The sequence below is a fragment of the Nonomuraea fastidiosa genome (assembly GCF_042751225.1).
Classification (GTDB): domain Bacteria; phylum Actinomycetota; class Actinomycetes; order Streptosporangiales; family Streptosporangiaceae; genus Nonomuraea; species Nonomuraea fastidiosa.
In genome coordinates, this window is the sequence record NZ_CP170570.1 from 2,400,996 (window position 1) to 2,415,638 (window position 14,643).

Genomic DNA, 14,643 nt, shown 5'->3' on the forward strand with positions numbered 1-14,643 from the left:
CTGTAATCGCCCGACTTAACGGAAAATCAGCCGGACGATCGCCTCGACCATACCTGTGGCAAGGGGTTTGGCAACAGAGTCAATCTGCAAACAGCCTATTTCACCCATCCGAAGGTCGTTCAACGTTGAATTGGGCCTGGAAAAGGAGAAGGCGCCCACTAGGGGCGCCTTCAGGATGTGATCCTCGACACTCAGCCGCCGGCGACGGCCGGGATGATGGAGATCTGAACGCCGTCGGGGGCCGGAGTGTCGAGCCCCTGGGCGAATCGGACGTCCTCTTCTCCCACGTAAACGTTGACAAAACGACGAATCTTGCCCGATTCATCCAGAATTCTGGCGCCGATGCCCGGGTAGTCCGCGTCGAGCTTGGTGAGCACGTCACGAAGAGTCGCGCCCTCGCCACTGACCTCGGCGTTGCCCCCGGTGTATGTGCGCAGAATGGTGGGAATCCGCACAGAAACGCTCATGGTTAAAGTCGCCTTTCCTGATTGATCAGACAGTCGCGCGGAACGCGTCGAGGGAGGGCCGGATCACGGCCGTGGGTACGGCGTCGTCGCTGATCGCGTCGAGCGTCTTGAGCCCGTCACCGGTGTTGAGCACCACGGTCAGGGCCTCGGGGTCGAGCACGCCGTTCTCGGTGAGCTTCTTCAGCACGCCCACCGTGACGCCGCCCGCGGTCTCGGCGAAGACGCCCTCCGTCGAGGCCAGCAGCTTGATGGCGGCCACGATCTCCTCGTCGGTGACGTCCTCGACGGCCCCGCCGGTGCGCCGGGCGATGTCCAGCACGTACGGCCCGTCGGCCGGGTTGCCGATGGCCAGCGACTTGGCGATGGTGTCGGGCTTGACCGGCCGCACGACGTCGTGGCCCGCCTTGAACGCGGTGGACACCGGCGAGCACCCGGCCGCCTGCGCGCCGAAGATCTTGTACGGCGTGTCCTCGACGAGCCCCAGCTTGATGAGCTCCTGGAAGCCCTTGTCGATCTTCGTGAGCTGGGAGCCGGAGGCGATGGGGATGATGATCTGCTCGGGCAGCCGCCAGCCGAGCTGCTCGGCGATCTCGTACGCGAGCGTCTTGGAGCCCTCCGCGTAGTAGGGCCGCAGGTTGACGTTGACGAAGCCCCACTTGTCGCCGAGCGGGTCGCCGATGAGCTCCGAGCAGAACCGGTTGACGTCGTCGTACGTGCCCTCGATGCCGATGAGCTTGCCGCCGAAGACCCGCGCCATGGCGATTTTCGCCTGCTCCAGGTTGGCCGGGATGAACACGCACGCCTCCAGCCCGGCGCGCGCCGCGGCGGCGGTGACCGCGCCCGCGAGGTTGCCGGTGGAGGAGCAGGAAAGGGTGTGGAATCCGAAGTTCCTGGCCGCTTCCACGGCCATGGCGACGACCCGGTCTTTGAACGAGTGGGTGGGGTTGCCCGAGTCGTCCTTCACGTAAAGGGACTTGATTCCGAGCGTTCGACCGAGGTTTCCGGCCTTGACCAATTTCGTCCAGCCGGGGTTCATATTCGGCTTTTCGGTCACGTCGGCCGGCACCGGAAGCAGCGCCCGGTAACGCCAGATGTTGGCGGGACCCGATTCGATCTGTTCGCGGGTCACTTCGCCGAAGTCGTAGGCCGCCTCAAGCGGCCCGAAACACTCCAGACAGGCGAAGCTGGGACCCAGCGGGTAACGAGCGCCGCACTCGCGGCAGGACAGACCGACGGCAGGACCAAAGTCAAGCGACATGAAGCGAGGCCTTCCCTCATCTTCGCCCGCGGCCACCTTGACCGCGAACCGGAATTGGCACCTTGTCCCGGTCGGCCTCGCCAGGTCGCGAGTCTCGAAAGCCGGGAGGGTTGCCGGGGCTTCACAGGGCCGGTCCCTCCACCCCTCTGGATGAGCTGTATGAAGTTGTTGAATTGGACTCTACCCGCTGAAGTGGACGAAATTACCACCCGTCTCAAGATGTGAGACGGGTGGTCTCATCGGTAGTCCTCTCCCAGCACGCTCTGCACGTATTTGCGGGCCTGGTGGATGCGGGACTTCGCGGTGCCCAGCGGGATGCCGAGCTGCTCGGCCACCTCGTTGTAATCGAGCTGGACGATGTCGCGCAGCACCAGCGCCTGCGCGAGATCGGGCTTGTCGGCCTCCAGCGCCTCCATGGCGTCGAGCAGGTCGAGCCGCGAGCCCGCGATCACGCTGACCCGCCGCACGTCGGGCTTCTGCACGGGCAGCTCGTCCGAGCTCTGCTCGGCCGCCCGACGCTTGAGCGACCGGTACGTCGTGCGGGCGCAGTTGGCCGTCACGATGTGCAGCCACGTACTGAACCTGGCCCGCCCCTCGAAACGGCTGATATTGCGCGCGACGGCCAGCAACGTATCTTGCGAGGCCTCCTCCGCGTCCTGGTGATAAGGCAGGATTCGGGCGCAATGCCGCATCACATCGGGCTCTATCCGCGCCAGGAGCTCACCGAGTGCGCGATGGTCTCCGGCGGCGGCTGAGCGAGCGAGTTCCTCGGTTAGCTCATCAAGCGCCATAGCTGGGATCCTATGATCGAAAGGAGCCTGGATGAACAGCGTGCTGTTGGCCTCCAACAGGGGGCCGGTCTCCTTCACCGTCTCCGACGACGGCGAACTCACCATGAAGCGCGGCGGAGGCGGTCTCGTCTCCGGGCTGTCGGGCGTGGCCAAGGGCGACGGCGTGCTGTGGGTCTGCGCCGCGCTGTCCGACGGCGACCGCAGCGCCGTACGCCTGGCCGGCGGCGGCCGCATCGACCACGCCGGCTACGACACGGGCCCGATGCGCATGCTGGACATCGCGCCCGCCACCTTCCACCGCGCCTACAACGCGGTGGCCAACTCGACCCTGTGGTTCGTCAACCATCTGCTCTACGACATCCCCAACTCGCCCAATTTCGGCACCCGTTTCGAGCGCGAGTGGGAGTCCTACCGCGACTACAACGGCGCCTTCGCGCTGGCGCTCGCCGAAGAGGCCGGGCACGGCGCGCGCGTGATGGTGCAGGACTACCACCTTACGCTGACGCCGGCCATGCTCAGGGCCGAACGGCCGGACCTGCGCATCGCCCATTTCAGCCACACCCCCTGGGCACCGCCCGAGTACTTCTCCCTGCTGCCCGACGACGTCGCCAGAGAGGTGCTCGAAGGCATCCTCGGCGCCGACCACGCCGGGTTCCTCACCGACCGGTGGGCGCAGGCGTTCATGGACTGCTGCGAGCGGCTGCTCGGCGCCGAGGCCGACCGGGTCGGCCGCAGCGTCACCCACGCGGGCAGGACCACCCGCATCGGCGTCCACAGCCTGGGCGTGGACGGCGCGGCGCTGTGGGAGCGGGCCAGCGAGCCCGACGTCGAGTCGCACATGGCCGCGCTCAGGGAGCAGGTCGGCGAGCGCAAGCTGATCGTCCGCATCGACCGCACCGAGCTGTCGAAGAACATCGTGCGCGGGCTCATCGCCTACCGCGCGTTCCTCGCCGCACACCCCGAGTGGCACGGCCGCGTGGTGCACCTCGCCTTCGCCTACCCCAGCAGGCACGACCTGCCCGAATACCGCGAGTACACCGCCTCGGTGCAGCGCTGCGCCCAGGAGATCGAGGACGAGTACGCCACCGAGGACTGGGACCCGCTGATACTCAACGTCGACGACGACTACCCGCGCTCGCTGGCGGCCTACCGGCTGGCCGACGTGCTGCTGGTCAACCCCATCCGCGACGGCATGAACCTGGTGGCCAAGGAGGGCCCCGTGCTGTCGCCGCGCTGCGCGCTCGTGCTGTCGCGGGAGGCGGGGGCGGCGGCCGAGCTGGGCCCGCACGCGCTCATGGTGAACCCGTACGACATCAGCGGGACCGCCGCCGCCCTGCACCAGGCGCTGATGATGCCGGAGGACGAGCGGCGCATGCGCCGCGACAGGCTGCGCGCGGCCGCGACCGCACTGCCGCCGCAGAAGTGGCTCGCCGCCCAGCTCGAAGCCCTGGCCTGAGATCATCGCCGTGCTCAGCGCCACCGGGCGCGCGCCAGCACGCCGGAAAGGCCCGGCGTGTTCCACTGGTCCACGACCAGGATCCGGGTCTGGGGCAGGTACCACTCGCGCTGGGTGAGGCGGGATTTGACCTTGCCCGTGGTGGAGCGGCAGACGACCGCCCACTCGCGGTAGGCCGCCTTGTGCCCCGGGCCGACCTGGCGCAGCCCCTCCACCCTCGGCTTCGCCGAGGCGAAGGACAGGCCCCACTTGCGGTCGGCCGGGCAGAGCTGCACGTCGGTCGCGGGGTAGAAGGGCGTCTTGCCGGTGTAGGGGTTGAAGCTCTCGTGCCCCACCTTGATCGCCTTGGGGCCGAGGATCCAGAACCCGTCGCATCCCGGAGTGAAGTAGCTCCCCTTCGGCTTGGCGCACCTGCCGGTGACCACGCGGGTCCAGTCGGAGCGGACCTCGTACACCCTCCACTCGGCCGGAAGCCGGAGCGTGAGCCCGCCTCTGAGCTCGAGCGTGCGGGTGGACGCGGCTTCGGCGGGCAGCGCCGTCAACAGCGCCGCCGCCGGGGACGGCGAGACGAGAGCGGCCGCCGCCACTCCCGCGGCGGCGAAACGAGACGTGATCATGCGAGCACTGTACGGAGTCCGGCTTACTGACGGCTGAAAACCGCCTGTCCCGACCGAGGGCGAAAACCGCGGGACGGCCCGCAAGCGCGGCTCACGTGCCGCCGATCGCCGAGACCAGCTCTTCGAGCAGCGCCACCACGCCGTCGGGACCGTCCACCACGATGTCGGCACGCTCGGCGAGCGCGGTCACCTCGGCCGAGCCGCTGCACACGGTCACGCCGGGCAGCCCGGACGCGCGCACGGCCTCGAACGCCGCGAGATCGCCGAGGTCGTCGCCCACGAACATGACCGACCTCGCCGAACGCTCGGCCAGGAACAGACTGAGCGCCTGCCCCTTGTCCATGCCGGGCGGCCGCAGCTCCAGCACCATGCGGCCGGGCTCGACCACCAGGCCGTGCTCGCCGGCCAGCTTGGCCAGCGGCTCGCGCAGCGCCTCCAGCGTGCCCTCGGGGTCGGGGCTGCGCCGGGTGTGCACGGCCACGGCGCGCCTTTTGTCCTCGATGCTGACGCCGCGCACGCCGAGCGACTCCAGCAGCAGCGGCAGCTCGGCCTTCGCGCGCGGCACGCCGGGCGGCGGCGGTGGCGCGGAGATGCGGCCGTCCTCCCAGCGCTCGAAGCCGTAGTGGCCGAGCACCACCAGGCCGGGCACGTCGGCCAGGCCGGGACCGAGCTCCAGTGCGGTGGCCGCGGGCCTGCCGGTCACGATGGCCACCGCACGGACGCGGGCGCCCAGCTCGGCGAGCACGCCGGGCGCCTTCGGATGGATCACGGCCTGGGCCGGGTCGGGCACGATCGGCGACAGGGTGCCGTCGAAGTCGAGCCCGATCACGGCGCCCGCCGGATCGTTCACGATCGCTTCCATTGCAGGGATGTTCTTCACGCGGCTGCCGTACCCAGAGGGTCAGGGACGCATGCCGAGCCTCCTGGCCGCACGATCACGCCTGCGCGCAGAGCGTAATCTGCGCAACCGCTTGACCAGCATGGGGTCCTGTTCGAGCGCCTCAGGCCGGTCGATCAACTCGCCGAGAAGCTGGTAGTAGCGCGTGGCGGAGAAGCCGAACGTCTCCTTGATGGCCTGCTCCTTAGCGCCCGCGTAGCGCCACCACTGGCGCTCGAAGGCGAGGAGATCGAGATCGCGTTGGGTAAGTGGTCGTCGGGACGGTTCCTGGGCAGCATTGTCACCGCTGAGCGGTGCTCCCATGGTGTCCTCCTCGAAAGGGGCGGGTGACGATCTCGCCGCCCGCACGCGGCCCGTTCGCCATCGTAATGTGCGAAGTGCGGCTGTTCACGATGGATTGGGAGACGTACAGTCACGAAATGTGACCTCTGTCATCACGCTCCTCACCGACTACGGGTTAGAGGATGGGTATGTGGCGGCCTGTCATGGAGTGATCGCCCGGCTGGCCCCGGAGGCCAGGGTGATCGACGTCTGCCACCTGATCCCCGCGGGCGACGTGCGGCGCGGCGCGGCGGTCCTGGCGCAGACGATTCCGTACCTTCCCGAGGGTATCCACATCGGCGCGGTCGATCCCGGAGCGGGTGGCTCCCGGCGCGCGGTGGCCATCGAGGCGGGCGGCCGGGTGTTCATCGGGCCCGACAACGGGCTGCTGTCGTGGGCGGTGCACGCCGGCGGCGGCGCGCGGGCGGCGTACGAGATCAGCAACGACGACTGCTTCCTGCGCCCCGCATCCCCGACGTTCCCTGGACGCGACGTGTTCGCGCCGGTGGCCGCGCACCTGTACGGCGGGCTGGCCCTAGCCGAGGTAGGGCCGCAGGTACCGGTGTCCGGGCTGGTCACGCTGCCCGAGCCGACCACGGTGCTGCGCGACGGCTCGGTGGAGGGCGAGGTGGTCTCGGTGGACCGCTTCGGCAACACGCAGTTGTCCATCGGCGCGGGCGATCTGCAGGCGCTGGGCGTGCGGGTGGGCGACACGCTGGGGGTCTGGCTGGGGCGGCGGCGGTTCTCGCTGCCGTATCGGGAGACGTACGCGGCGGTGCCGCCGGGCGAGCTGGTGGCCTTCACGGACTCGGCGGGGCTGATCGCGATCGCGGTCAACTGCGGCGACGCGGCCCAGCGGCTGGGACTCCCGCCCGGCGCGCACGTCCGACTTTCACCTACTTATAGGAAATAGAAGACAGTTCGGAACTACTCCACGTATCGGACTGTTTACGGAAGCGTCCTTACGTCGGCGCACACGCGTGTCAGAATGCGAGCTGACCGGAGGTCCCTCCCCTCCTGCCGAGGTCGACGTGTTCCAGTTGTCCGTTGTACTGATCTTGCTGCTGTCCGCGGCCTGGCCCGCTCCCGTCACCCCCGTCTCCGAACGCTGGCGCTCCTGGCCGGTGGCCCGCATCTTCCCGCCGCTGGTGCCTGGGCACAGCCCGTCGGGGGCGCGGGTCACGTACGTGCTGGCCGGGGTCGCGCCCGAGACCGCCTGCGCGTCCGCCTTCCAGCCCGGCGCCGTGCGGCCGGGCTGCCGCGTCGCCCTGCGCGCCACGTACGCCGACAGCACGCAGACCTTCGTCGTCACCGCCGGCATCGGCGTGCTCGACGGCCCCGGGACGCCCGTCCACCGCTCGGGGCGGCCCGCGACCGTGCGGCCGGCGGCGTTCTCCGGCGGTCCCGCCGCGCGCTTCGGCGACCGGCAGTACGTCACCGGCGTGGTGCTCGGCTCGGGCGAGCGTTACGTGGTGGCGACGGCGGCCGGGTACGCCGACGGGCGGGCGTACCGGCCGGGCGCGCCCGTCCCCTCCCGCCTGCGCGGCGCCGCCCGCCAGGTCGCGACCGCACTGCACCAGGCGCTGACGCGATGAAACCGATCGTCGCATGCCTGGTGTCGGCCGCGCTCCTCGCCGGGAGCGCTCCCGCGGCGTTCGCCGGCGGCATGGGAGACGGCGCGGGAGACGGCGCCGACGAGGTGGCCGCGGCCGCGAGGGCCGGGCAGTGGCAGCTCGGCGCGCTGCGCCTGTCCGAGGCGTGGCGGACCACCAAGGGCGAGGGCGTCACGGTGGCGGTGCTCGACACCGGTGTCAACGCCGACCACCCCGACCTGAAAGGCGCCGTCGTCCAGGGCCCCGACCTGACCGCACCCGGCGGATCGGGGAACGGGCGGCGCTGGGGGCCGCACGGCACAGCGATGGCCGGGCTGATCGCCGGCCGCGGGCACGGCGAGGGTCACAAGGGCGGGGTGCTCGGCATCGCGCCCGCCGCCCGGGTGCTGTCGATCAGGGTCACGCTGGAGAACGGCGACCCGCGCCGCGCCCGCAGCCGCCCGAGCTGGCGCGACGCGCTGGCCAGAGGCATCAGGTACGCCGCCGACCACGGCGCCGGCGTGATCAGCATGTCCCTCGGCGGCGGCAGCGGCGCGTGGGAGGGCTCGGCCGCCGAGGAGGAGGCCGTCCAGTACGCCATCGCCAAGGGCGCGGTGCTCGTGGCGTCGTCGGGCAACGACGGCGCCACGGAGAACAGGAAGAACTTCCCCGCCGCCTACCCCGGGGTGATCGCCGTGGGCGCGGTGGACCGGCGCGGCAGGGTGGCCCGCTTCTCCAACAGGCAGGACTACGTGTCGGTGGTCGCGCCGGGCACGGACATCGTCACGGCCGACGGCGACGGCTCGTACGTGGTGAGCGACGGCACCAGCTCGGCCGCCGCCATGGTGGCGGGCATCGCCGCGCTCATCAAGTCGGCGCATCCGCACCTGTCGCCGTACCACGTGCGGATGGCCATCGAGATGGGCACCAGGCGGCGACCGGGCCAGGACGGCTACAGCCCCGCCTACGGTCACGGGGTGGCGAACGCGGCGCTCGCGCTGCGCGCGGCCGCCAGGCTGGCCGCCCCCACCGCCGCGCCGCCGCGTCCCGGGCCGTACTTCGGCTCCGGCCCCGCCTCCAGGACGGCGGTGGTCGCGGGGATGGTGGTGCTGGCGATCGCGATGTCGGGGTGGGTGGTGCTGCGGTCCCAGTCGCGGCGCGGGGATTCGACCTAGCAAGCCCGGCGCGGCTCCTGCCCCAACCCGCGCTGCCGGCCTGGCCGCGAACCAGGGCCTGTTCGGCCACGGCTCGGCGCTGATCGCCACGGCCTGAGAACGCGAAGACCCCCTGGGGCTCCCCAGGGGGTCTCCATGTGTCGGTTCAGCCCGCGTGGACCACGTCGTGCGTTTCGGCGAAGTGGCAGGCGCTCTCGTGCCCGATGCCGGGCCTGATCTGCAGCAGCGGCTCCTCCTCCGCGCAGATCTCCTGCGCCTTCCAGCACCGGGTGCGGAAGCGGCAGCCGCTCGGCGGGTTGGCCGGCGAGGGCGGGTCGCCCTGGAGGATGATCCGCTCCCGCTGCTCGCGCCCCTCGGGGTCGGGCACCGGCACCGCCGACAGCAGCGCCTGCGTGTACGGGTGCGCGGGACGGTCGTAGATCTCGGCGTCCTTGCCCAGCTCCACGAACTTGCCCAGGTACATCACGCCCACGCGGTCGGAGATGTGGCGCACCACCGACAGGTCGTGGGCGATGAAGATGTAGGCCAGGCCGAACTCGTTCTGCAGCCGCTCCAGCAGGTTGACCACCTGCGCCTGGATCGACACGTCCAGCGCGGAGACCGGCTCGTCACAGACGATGATCTCCGGCTGCAGCGCCAGACCACGGGCGATGCCGATGCGCTGCCGCTGGCCGCCGGAGAACTGGTGCGGGTAGCGGTTGATGTGGTCGGGGTTGAGGCCGACCACCTCCAGCAGCTCCTGCACCTTCTTGCGCCGATCGCCCTTGGGCGCCACCTCAGTGTGGATCTCGAACGGCTCGCCGACGATGTCGCCGACGGTCATCCGGGGGTTCAGCGAGGTGTACGGGTCCTGCATCACCATCTGGATGTTGCGGCGCATGCGCTTGAGCTCGGCGCCCCTGGCCTTGGCGATGTCCCGGCCGTTGATCAGCACCGAGCCCGACGTCGGCCGCTCCAAGGCCATGAGCAGCTTGGCCAGCGTGGACTTGCCGCAGCCCGACTCGCCCACGATGCCCAGCGTCTCGCCCTTGTGCAGGTCGAACGAGACGCCGTCGACGGCCTTGATCGCGCCGACCTGCTTCTTGAAGAGGATGCCCTGGGTCAGCGGGAAGTGCTTGACCAGGTCGCGTACCTGCAGGATGGCCTCACTGCCGCTCGCCATCGAGGACCTCCCTCCAGTAGTGGCAGGCGCTGCCGCGCGTGCCGCTGATCTCGTACAGCGGGGGGGCGTCGGTCTGGCAGTTGTCCTGACGGAACGGGCACCGAGGATGGAACGCGCACCCCTTCGGCAGGTTCAGCAGGTTGGGCGGCAGGCCCTTGATCGCGTACAGCTCCTGGCCCTTCTGGTCGACCCTGGGGATCGAGTCCAGCAGGCCCTTGGTGTACGGGTGCGCGGGGGCCTTGTAGATGTCGTACACCGGGGCGTGCTCGACGATGCGGCCGCCGTACATGACCGCGATCTTGTCGGCCACGTCGGCCACGACGCCGAGGTCGTGGGTGATGAGGATCAGGCCCATCTGGCTCTCGCGCTGCAGCTCGGCCAGCAGCTCCATGATCTGGGCCTGCACGGTCACGTCGAGCGCCGTGGTCGGCTCGTCGGCGATCAGCACCTCGGGGTCCAGCGCGATCGACATGGCGATCATGATGCGCTGGCGCATACCGCCGGAGAACTGGTGCGGGTAGTCGTTCACCCGCTGCTTGGCGGCCGGGATGCGGACCCGGTCCATCAGCTCGACGGCCTTCTTCATGGCGTCGGACTTGGACATGCCCCGGTGGACCCGGAACATCTCGCTGATCTGCCAGCCCACGGTGAACACCGGGTTGAGCGCGGACAGCGCGTCCTGGAAGATCATCGCGATCCGCTGGCCGCGCACCTGCGTGCGCGCCTCCTCCGACAGCTTGAGCAGGTCGGTGCCCTTGAAGCGGATCTGCCCCTTGGGGATCACCGCCGGCGGCATGTCGAGGATGCCCATGATGGCCTGCGCCGTCACCGACTTGCCCGAGCCCGACTCGCCCAGCACCGCGAGCGTCTCGCCGGGGTTGACCGTGTAGCTCACGCCGTTGACCGCTCGTACGACGCCGGCCCGCGTGTGGAACTCCACGTGCAGGTCGTCGACCGCGAGCAGCGGCCCGTCGCCCGGCCCTCCCTCGGCGGGCAACACTTCCGTTTGCGTCTTCTTCACGTGATCCCCCCTTCTACCTGAGCTTCGGGTCGAGCGCGTCGCGCACCGCGTCGCCCAGCATGATGAACGCGAGCACGGTGATGCTCAGGAACACGGCGGGGAACACCAGCGGCAGCGGCGCCTCAAGGAACCTGTTGCGCGCGTCGGCGATCATCAGGCCCCACGAGATGTCCGGCGACTGCACGCCCACGCCCAGGAACGACAGCGCCGCCTCGGCGGCGATGAACGTGCCCAGGTTGATCGTGGCGACCACGATGACCGGCGCCAGCGAGTTCGGCAGCAGGTGACGGAACATGATCCGGCCCGCTCCCGCGCCCAGCGCTCTCGCGGCGACCACGAAGTCCTGGCTCTTCGCCGTGATCACCGCCGCCCGCATGATACGGAAGACCATCGGCCAGCCGAGCACCGTCATCGCCAGGATGACCAGCAGGATGCTGTTGGCCTTGCCGCGGAAGGTGGCCGCGATCAGCAGCGCGCCGAGGATCGAGGGGATCGCGAAGAAGATCTCCGTGACCCGCGAGGCGACCGTGTCGGTCACGCCGCCGCGGAAACCGGCGATGATGCCGAGCAGACCACCGATGAGCGTGGTCATGAGCGTGGTGAGCACGCCGATGACGATCGAGTTGCGAGCGCCGTAGATGGTCCTGGCGTAGACGTCGCAGCCCAGGTTGTCGCGGCCGAACAGGTGACCCGGCCCGGGACCCTGCCGCGCCGTGGACAGGTCGCAGGTCCTGGCGTTGTACGGGTCGATCGCGCTGAACAGCGACGGCCAGAACGACATGACCAGCAGGACCAGAATGATGATCACCGAGATGATGAACATCGGACGGCGCCGCAGGTCGTGCCAGGCGTCGGTCCACAGGCTGGCGGGCTTGCCGCCCTTGCCTTCACCGCCCTCGGGCTCGGTTGCTGGGGCGGCGACCGTGTCGGGGACCAGCGTCTGCGTCTCCGGGAGTCCTGGCCCGCCCGTTGGGGTTGGGTTACTCATAGCGGATCCTCGGGTCGAGCACGGCGTACAACAAGTCGACGACCAGGTTGGCCAGGATGTAGATCAGCACCAGGATGGTGACGATCCCGACGACAACCGGCTGCTCACGCAAGTAGACCGAGGTGAAGAGCTGGTTGCCGATTCCGTGGAGGTTGAAGATCGTCTCTGTGATCACCGCGCCGCCCATGAGGTTACCGAGGTCGGCGCCCAGATAGGTGACCACCGGGATCAGCGCGTTGCGCAGGCCGTGCCTGCCGATGACGCGCCGCCTGGTCAGGCCCTTGGCGACGGCCGTGCGAATGTAGTCCGCCCGCAGCGTCTCGACCAGGCTCGTCCTGGTGAGCCTGGTCAGGTACGCGACGGACACGCCGGCCAGCACGAAGCCCGGCAGCAGGTAGCTGCGCAGGCCCGCGAACGTGCCCGCGACGGGGAAGATGTCCACGCCCGTCCACTGCCTGAGCTGCACGCCCAGCACGAGCTGGAGCACGAAACCGGTCACCAGCGTGGGCACCGAGATCAGCAGCAGGGTGGAGGCCAGGATCATGGTGTCGGTGGCCCGGCCGCGGCGCAGCGCCGCCCACAGGCCGAGGCCGACGCCGATGAGCGCCTCCATGACCAGGGCGACCAGTGCGAGGTTCAGCGTGACCTGGAACTTGCCGGCGAGCATCTCCGAGACCGGCACGTCGGCGAAGTTGACGCCGAAGTCGCCCCTGAAGAGCACGCCGCTGATGTAGTACCAGTACTGCAGAAGCAGCGGATCGTTGAGGTGGTACTGCTCGCGCAGCACCTCGGCCACGGCCGGATCCGGCCGCTTGTCCCCGAACAGTGCCGCGATGGGGTCGCCGGGCAGCGCGAAGACGATGCAGAAGATGAGTAGCGTGGCGCCGAGCAGGACGGGTATCGCCTGGATCAAGCGCCTGATGACATAACGGCCCATTAAGCCCTCCGGTACACACTTGGAGGCAGCCCTCGGAGTCCGTGATTCAGCCGGTCCGAGTGACTGCCTCCAAGCTCAGCCCTCCGACGGGCGGGCGGCAAGAGCCGCCCGCCGGGCGAACGACGTCAGGCCTTCTCGATGTCCGCCCACTCAATCTGGTTCAGCAGATTGAGCTTGACGTTCTTGACCTTGGTGGAGTGGCCGAAGTTGCTCCGGTAGAAGTAAACCGGGATGTAGGGGAGGTCCTTCAGCAGGATGTCGTCGGCCTGCTGGTAGAACTTCAGACCCTCCTCGGCGGTCGGCGCCTGGTCGCCCTTGGCCACCAGCTCGTCGAACTCCTTGTTGGAGTAGCCGCCGTAGTTGGAGCCGGTGGCGATCGCACCGGTGCCGAAGATCGGGGTCAGGTAGTTCTCGGCCGACGGGTAGTCGATGGCCCAGCCCATACGGAACAGGCCCTTGTACTCCTTGGCGTCCAGGGCGTCCAGGATGCCCTGGAACTTCTCGAACGGCTTCGGCGTGACCTCGATGCCCAGGTTCGCCCGCAGGTTGTTGGCGACGGCCTCGATCCACTCCTTGTGGCCACCGTCGGCGTTGTACCCGAGCTCGATGCTCTTGGGGCCACCGGCCTGCTCGTACAGCTTCTTGGCCTCGGCCGGGTTGTACGTGCACGCCTCGCAGGCGCCCTGGCGGTAGCCGGGGATGGCCGGGTTGATGAAGTCGTCGGCGGGGGCGCGGGTGCCGGAGAAGACCGTGTCGGCGATCGTCTTCCGGTCGATGGCCATGGAGATGGCCCGGCGGACGTCGACGTTCTCGAAGTCCTTGTTGTACTTCAGCGGGACGCCGATGTAGCCGACGGAGGCGTCGGGCTCGTCGAAGTAACGGTCACCGAGGACGGACTTGGCGGTGGCGATGGCGGTCGCCGGCAGGGAGTCGTGGATGTCCAGTTCCTCGGCCTGCAGGTCGTTCCAGGCGGTCTCGGAGCTGGTGTAGACCTTGAACTGGAGCTTGGTCCAGTTCGACGGCTTCTTGCCGGGGAACTTGTCGTAGACCGACAGCTCGATGGTCGGGTCGGTGCCCTTCTTGTACGGCTTGTCGAGCTTGAACAGGCCCTGCCCGATCGGCTTCTCACCGTACTCCTGCGTGACCTTGCCGTCGGGGCCGATCGCCGACTCCGGCATCGGGTAGAAGCAGGTGTAGCCGAGCATCGTCTTGAACTGCGAGAACGGCGCGGACAAGGTGACCTCGAGCGTCAGGTCGTCGACGACCTTCAGGCCCTTCATCTCCTTGGCGGTCGGCTTCTTGCCCTCACCCGGGTGGACGTCCTCGTAGCCCTCGATGCGGCCGAAGAAGTAGGACGACGACATGGCGTTGTCCTGGTACGCGGCGTAGTTCCACGCACGCGCATAGTCGGCCGCGGTGACGGGCTTGCCGTCGTGCCACGTGTAGCCGGGCTTCAGCTTGATCGTCCAGACCTTGCTGTCCTCAGTCGTGATCGACTCGGCGGCCTCCTCGACCGGCTGCTTGTTCTCGTCGTAACGCACGAGCGGAGAGAAGACGGCTGCGAGAACCTCAGAGCCCTCGGTCTCAGTGGTGTTCTGCGGGTTCAGGAGCTCCTGGGGCTCTCCGATCTCCATGCGGACCGGCGTGTCTGAGCCGCCCGCGGCGGTGCCACCGTTGTCCGAGGCACCGCCGCCACACGCGGCAACCGCGAGGGCGAGCAGCGCGGTACCGGCGACGATCCGTGCGCCCTTAGTAACACGCATGGTGAAAGAATTCCTCCCTCTACAGGTTGGGCGCCAAGCGCTGAGCTGCGGTGATCGTGAGCAGCCTGACGGGGAGTTCCTGGTATCCCCCCGGATTTGGCTGACATGGTCAAACCAGCCGACGCCCTGCCAGTCGATCGCGACTATCCCTTACTCCTTGCCACCAGGGAGTCTCTGGCGCGTTGCAGTTCGGTCAC

15 protein-coding genes and 1 riboswitch are annotated in these 14,643 nt (G+C 69.0%); of the genes, 4 read left to right on the forward strand and 11 right to left on the reverse strand.

Annotation, left to right across the window (positions count from 1 at the left end):
• Positions 1-191: 191 nt before the first annotated feature.
• From ACFMQL_RS10830 to ACFMQL_RS10840, 3 genes are all read right to left on the reverse strand, one after another.
• On the reverse strand, positions 192-467 hold the full coding sequence (locus ACFMQL_RS10830; protein WP_364068319.1) for a MoaD/ThiS family protein: 276 nt from the start codon (positions 465-467) through the stop codon (positions 192-194).
• A gap of 25 nt (positions 468-492) precedes the next feature.
• Entirely contained in the window at positions 493-1,725 is a 1,233-nt protein-coding gene (gene thrC / locus ACFMQL_RS10835) for a threonine synthase (protein WP_364068321.1), read from the reverse strand.
• A gap of 13 nt (positions 1,726-1,738) precedes the next feature.
• Positions 1,739-1,882, reverse strand: a riboswitch (SAM riboswitch).
• Between the two features lie 79 nt (positions 1,883-1,961).
• Positions 1,962-2,516 (reverse strand): RNA polymerase sigma factor, encoded by a 555-nt coding sequence (locus ACFMQL_RS10840; protein WP_364068323.1) that lies wholly within the window; start codon positions 2,514-2,516, stop codon positions 1,962-1,964.
• A gap of 31 nt (positions 2,517-2,547) precedes the next feature.
• Between ACFMQL_RS10840 and ACFMQL_RS10845 the strand changes: the two genes are divergently transcribed.
• Entirely contained in the window at positions 2,548-3,972 is a 1,425-nt protein-coding gene (locus tag ACFMQL_RS10845) for a trehalose-6-phosphate synthase (RefSeq protein ID WP_378785495.1), read from the forward strand.
• Between the two features lie 14 nt (positions 3,973-3,986).
• Here ACFMQL_RS10845 and ACFMQL_RS10850 read toward each other — a convergent pair whose 3' ends face one another.
• The 3 genes from ACFMQL_RS10850 to ACFMQL_RS10860 all read right to left on the reverse strand — a co-directional run bounded on the left by ACFMQL_RS10850 (position 3,987) and on the right by ACFMQL_RS10860 (position 5,790).
• Positions 3,987-4,589 carry a hypothetical protein gene (locus tag ACFMQL_RS10850; RefSeq protein WP_378785497.1) on the reverse strand — a complete coding sequence of 201 codons (603 nt, stop codon included), beginning with the start codon at positions 4,587-4,589 and terminating at the stop codon, positions 3,987-3,989.
• 91 nt (positions 4,590-4,680) lie between these two features.
• Complete coding sequence (gene otsB / locus ACFMQL_RS10855; protein ID WP_364068329.1) at positions 4,681-5,451, reverse strand: trehalose-phosphatase; 771 nt, start codon at positions 5,449-5,451, stop codon at positions 4,681-4,683.
• Between the two features lie 39 nt (positions 5,452-5,490).
• The gene (locus tag ACFMQL_RS10860) at positions 5,491-5,790 is read right to left on the reverse strand and encodes a DUF3263 domain-containing protein (protein WP_364068331.1); all 300 of its coding nucleotides are present in this window, start codon (positions 5,788-5,790) and stop codon (positions 5,491-5,493) included.
• Positions 5,791-5,908: 118 nt separating this feature from the next.
• Between ACFMQL_RS10860 and ACFMQL_RS10865 the strand changes: the two genes are divergently transcribed.
• The 3 genes from ACFMQL_RS10865 to ACFMQL_RS10875 all read left to right on the forward strand — a co-directional run bounded on the left by ACFMQL_RS10865 (position 5,909) and on the right by ACFMQL_RS10875 (position 8,575).
• Positions 5,909-6,721 (forward strand): SAM-dependent chlorinase/fluorinase, encoded by an 813-nt coding sequence (locus ACFMQL_RS10865; RefSeq protein ID WP_364068333.1) that lies wholly within the window; start codon positions 5,909-5,911, stop codon positions 6,719-6,721.
• A gap of 127 nt (positions 6,722-6,848) precedes the next feature.
• Entirely contained in the window at positions 6,849-7,403 is a 555-nt protein-coding gene (locus tag ACFMQL_RS10870; protein ID WP_364068335.1) for a hypothetical protein, read from the forward strand.
• On the forward strand, positions 7,400-8,575 hold the full coding sequence (locus ACFMQL_RS10875) for a S8 family serine peptidase (RefSeq protein WP_364068337.1): 1,176 nt from the start codon (positions 7,400-7,402) through the stop codon (positions 8,573-8,575). The genes ACFMQL_RS10870 and ACFMQL_RS10875 overlap by 4 nt, the downstream gene beginning before the upstream one ends.
• A gap of 145 nt (positions 8,576-8,720) precedes the next feature.
• On the opposite strand, the gene ACFMQL_RS10880 is transcribed toward ACFMQL_RS10875, so the two are convergent.
• From ACFMQL_RS10880 to ACFMQL_RS10900, 5 genes are all read right to left on the reverse strand, one after another.
• Entirely contained in the window at positions 8,721-9,737 is a 1,017-nt protein-coding gene (locus ACFMQL_RS10880) for a dipeptide ABC transporter ATP-binding protein (RefSeq protein WP_364068339.1), read from the reverse strand.
• Positions 9,721-10,758, reverse strand: coding sequence for an ABC transporter ATP-binding protein (locus ACFMQL_RS10885; RefSeq protein WP_378785501.1), 1,038 nt, complete (start codon positions 10,756-10,758; stop codon positions 9,721-9,723). Before ACFMQL_RS10885 ends, ACFMQL_RS10880 begins: the two co-directional genes overlap by 17 nt.
• A 13-nt stretch (positions 10,759-10,771) precedes the next feature.
• Positions 10,772-11,746, reverse strand: a complete 975-nt coding sequence (locus tag ACFMQL_RS10890; RefSeq protein ID WP_364068343.1) for an ABC transporter permease — start codon at positions 11,744-11,746, stop codon at positions 10,772-10,774.
• On the reverse strand, positions 11,739-12,683 hold the full coding sequence (locus tag ACFMQL_RS10895; protein WP_364068345.1) for an ABC transporter permease: 945 nt from the start codon (positions 12,681-12,683) through the stop codon (positions 11,739-11,741). Before ACFMQL_RS10895 ends, ACFMQL_RS10890 begins: the two co-directional genes overlap by 8 nt.
• 125 nt (positions 12,684-12,808) lie before the next feature.
• The gene (locus ACFMQL_RS10900; RefSeq protein ID WP_364068347.1) at positions 12,809-14,317 is read right to left on the reverse strand and encodes an ABC transporter substrate-binding protein; all 1,509 of its coding nucleotides are present in this window, start codon (positions 14,315-14,317) and stop codon (positions 12,809-12,811) included.
• Positions 14,318-14,643 lie beyond the last annotated feature (326 nt).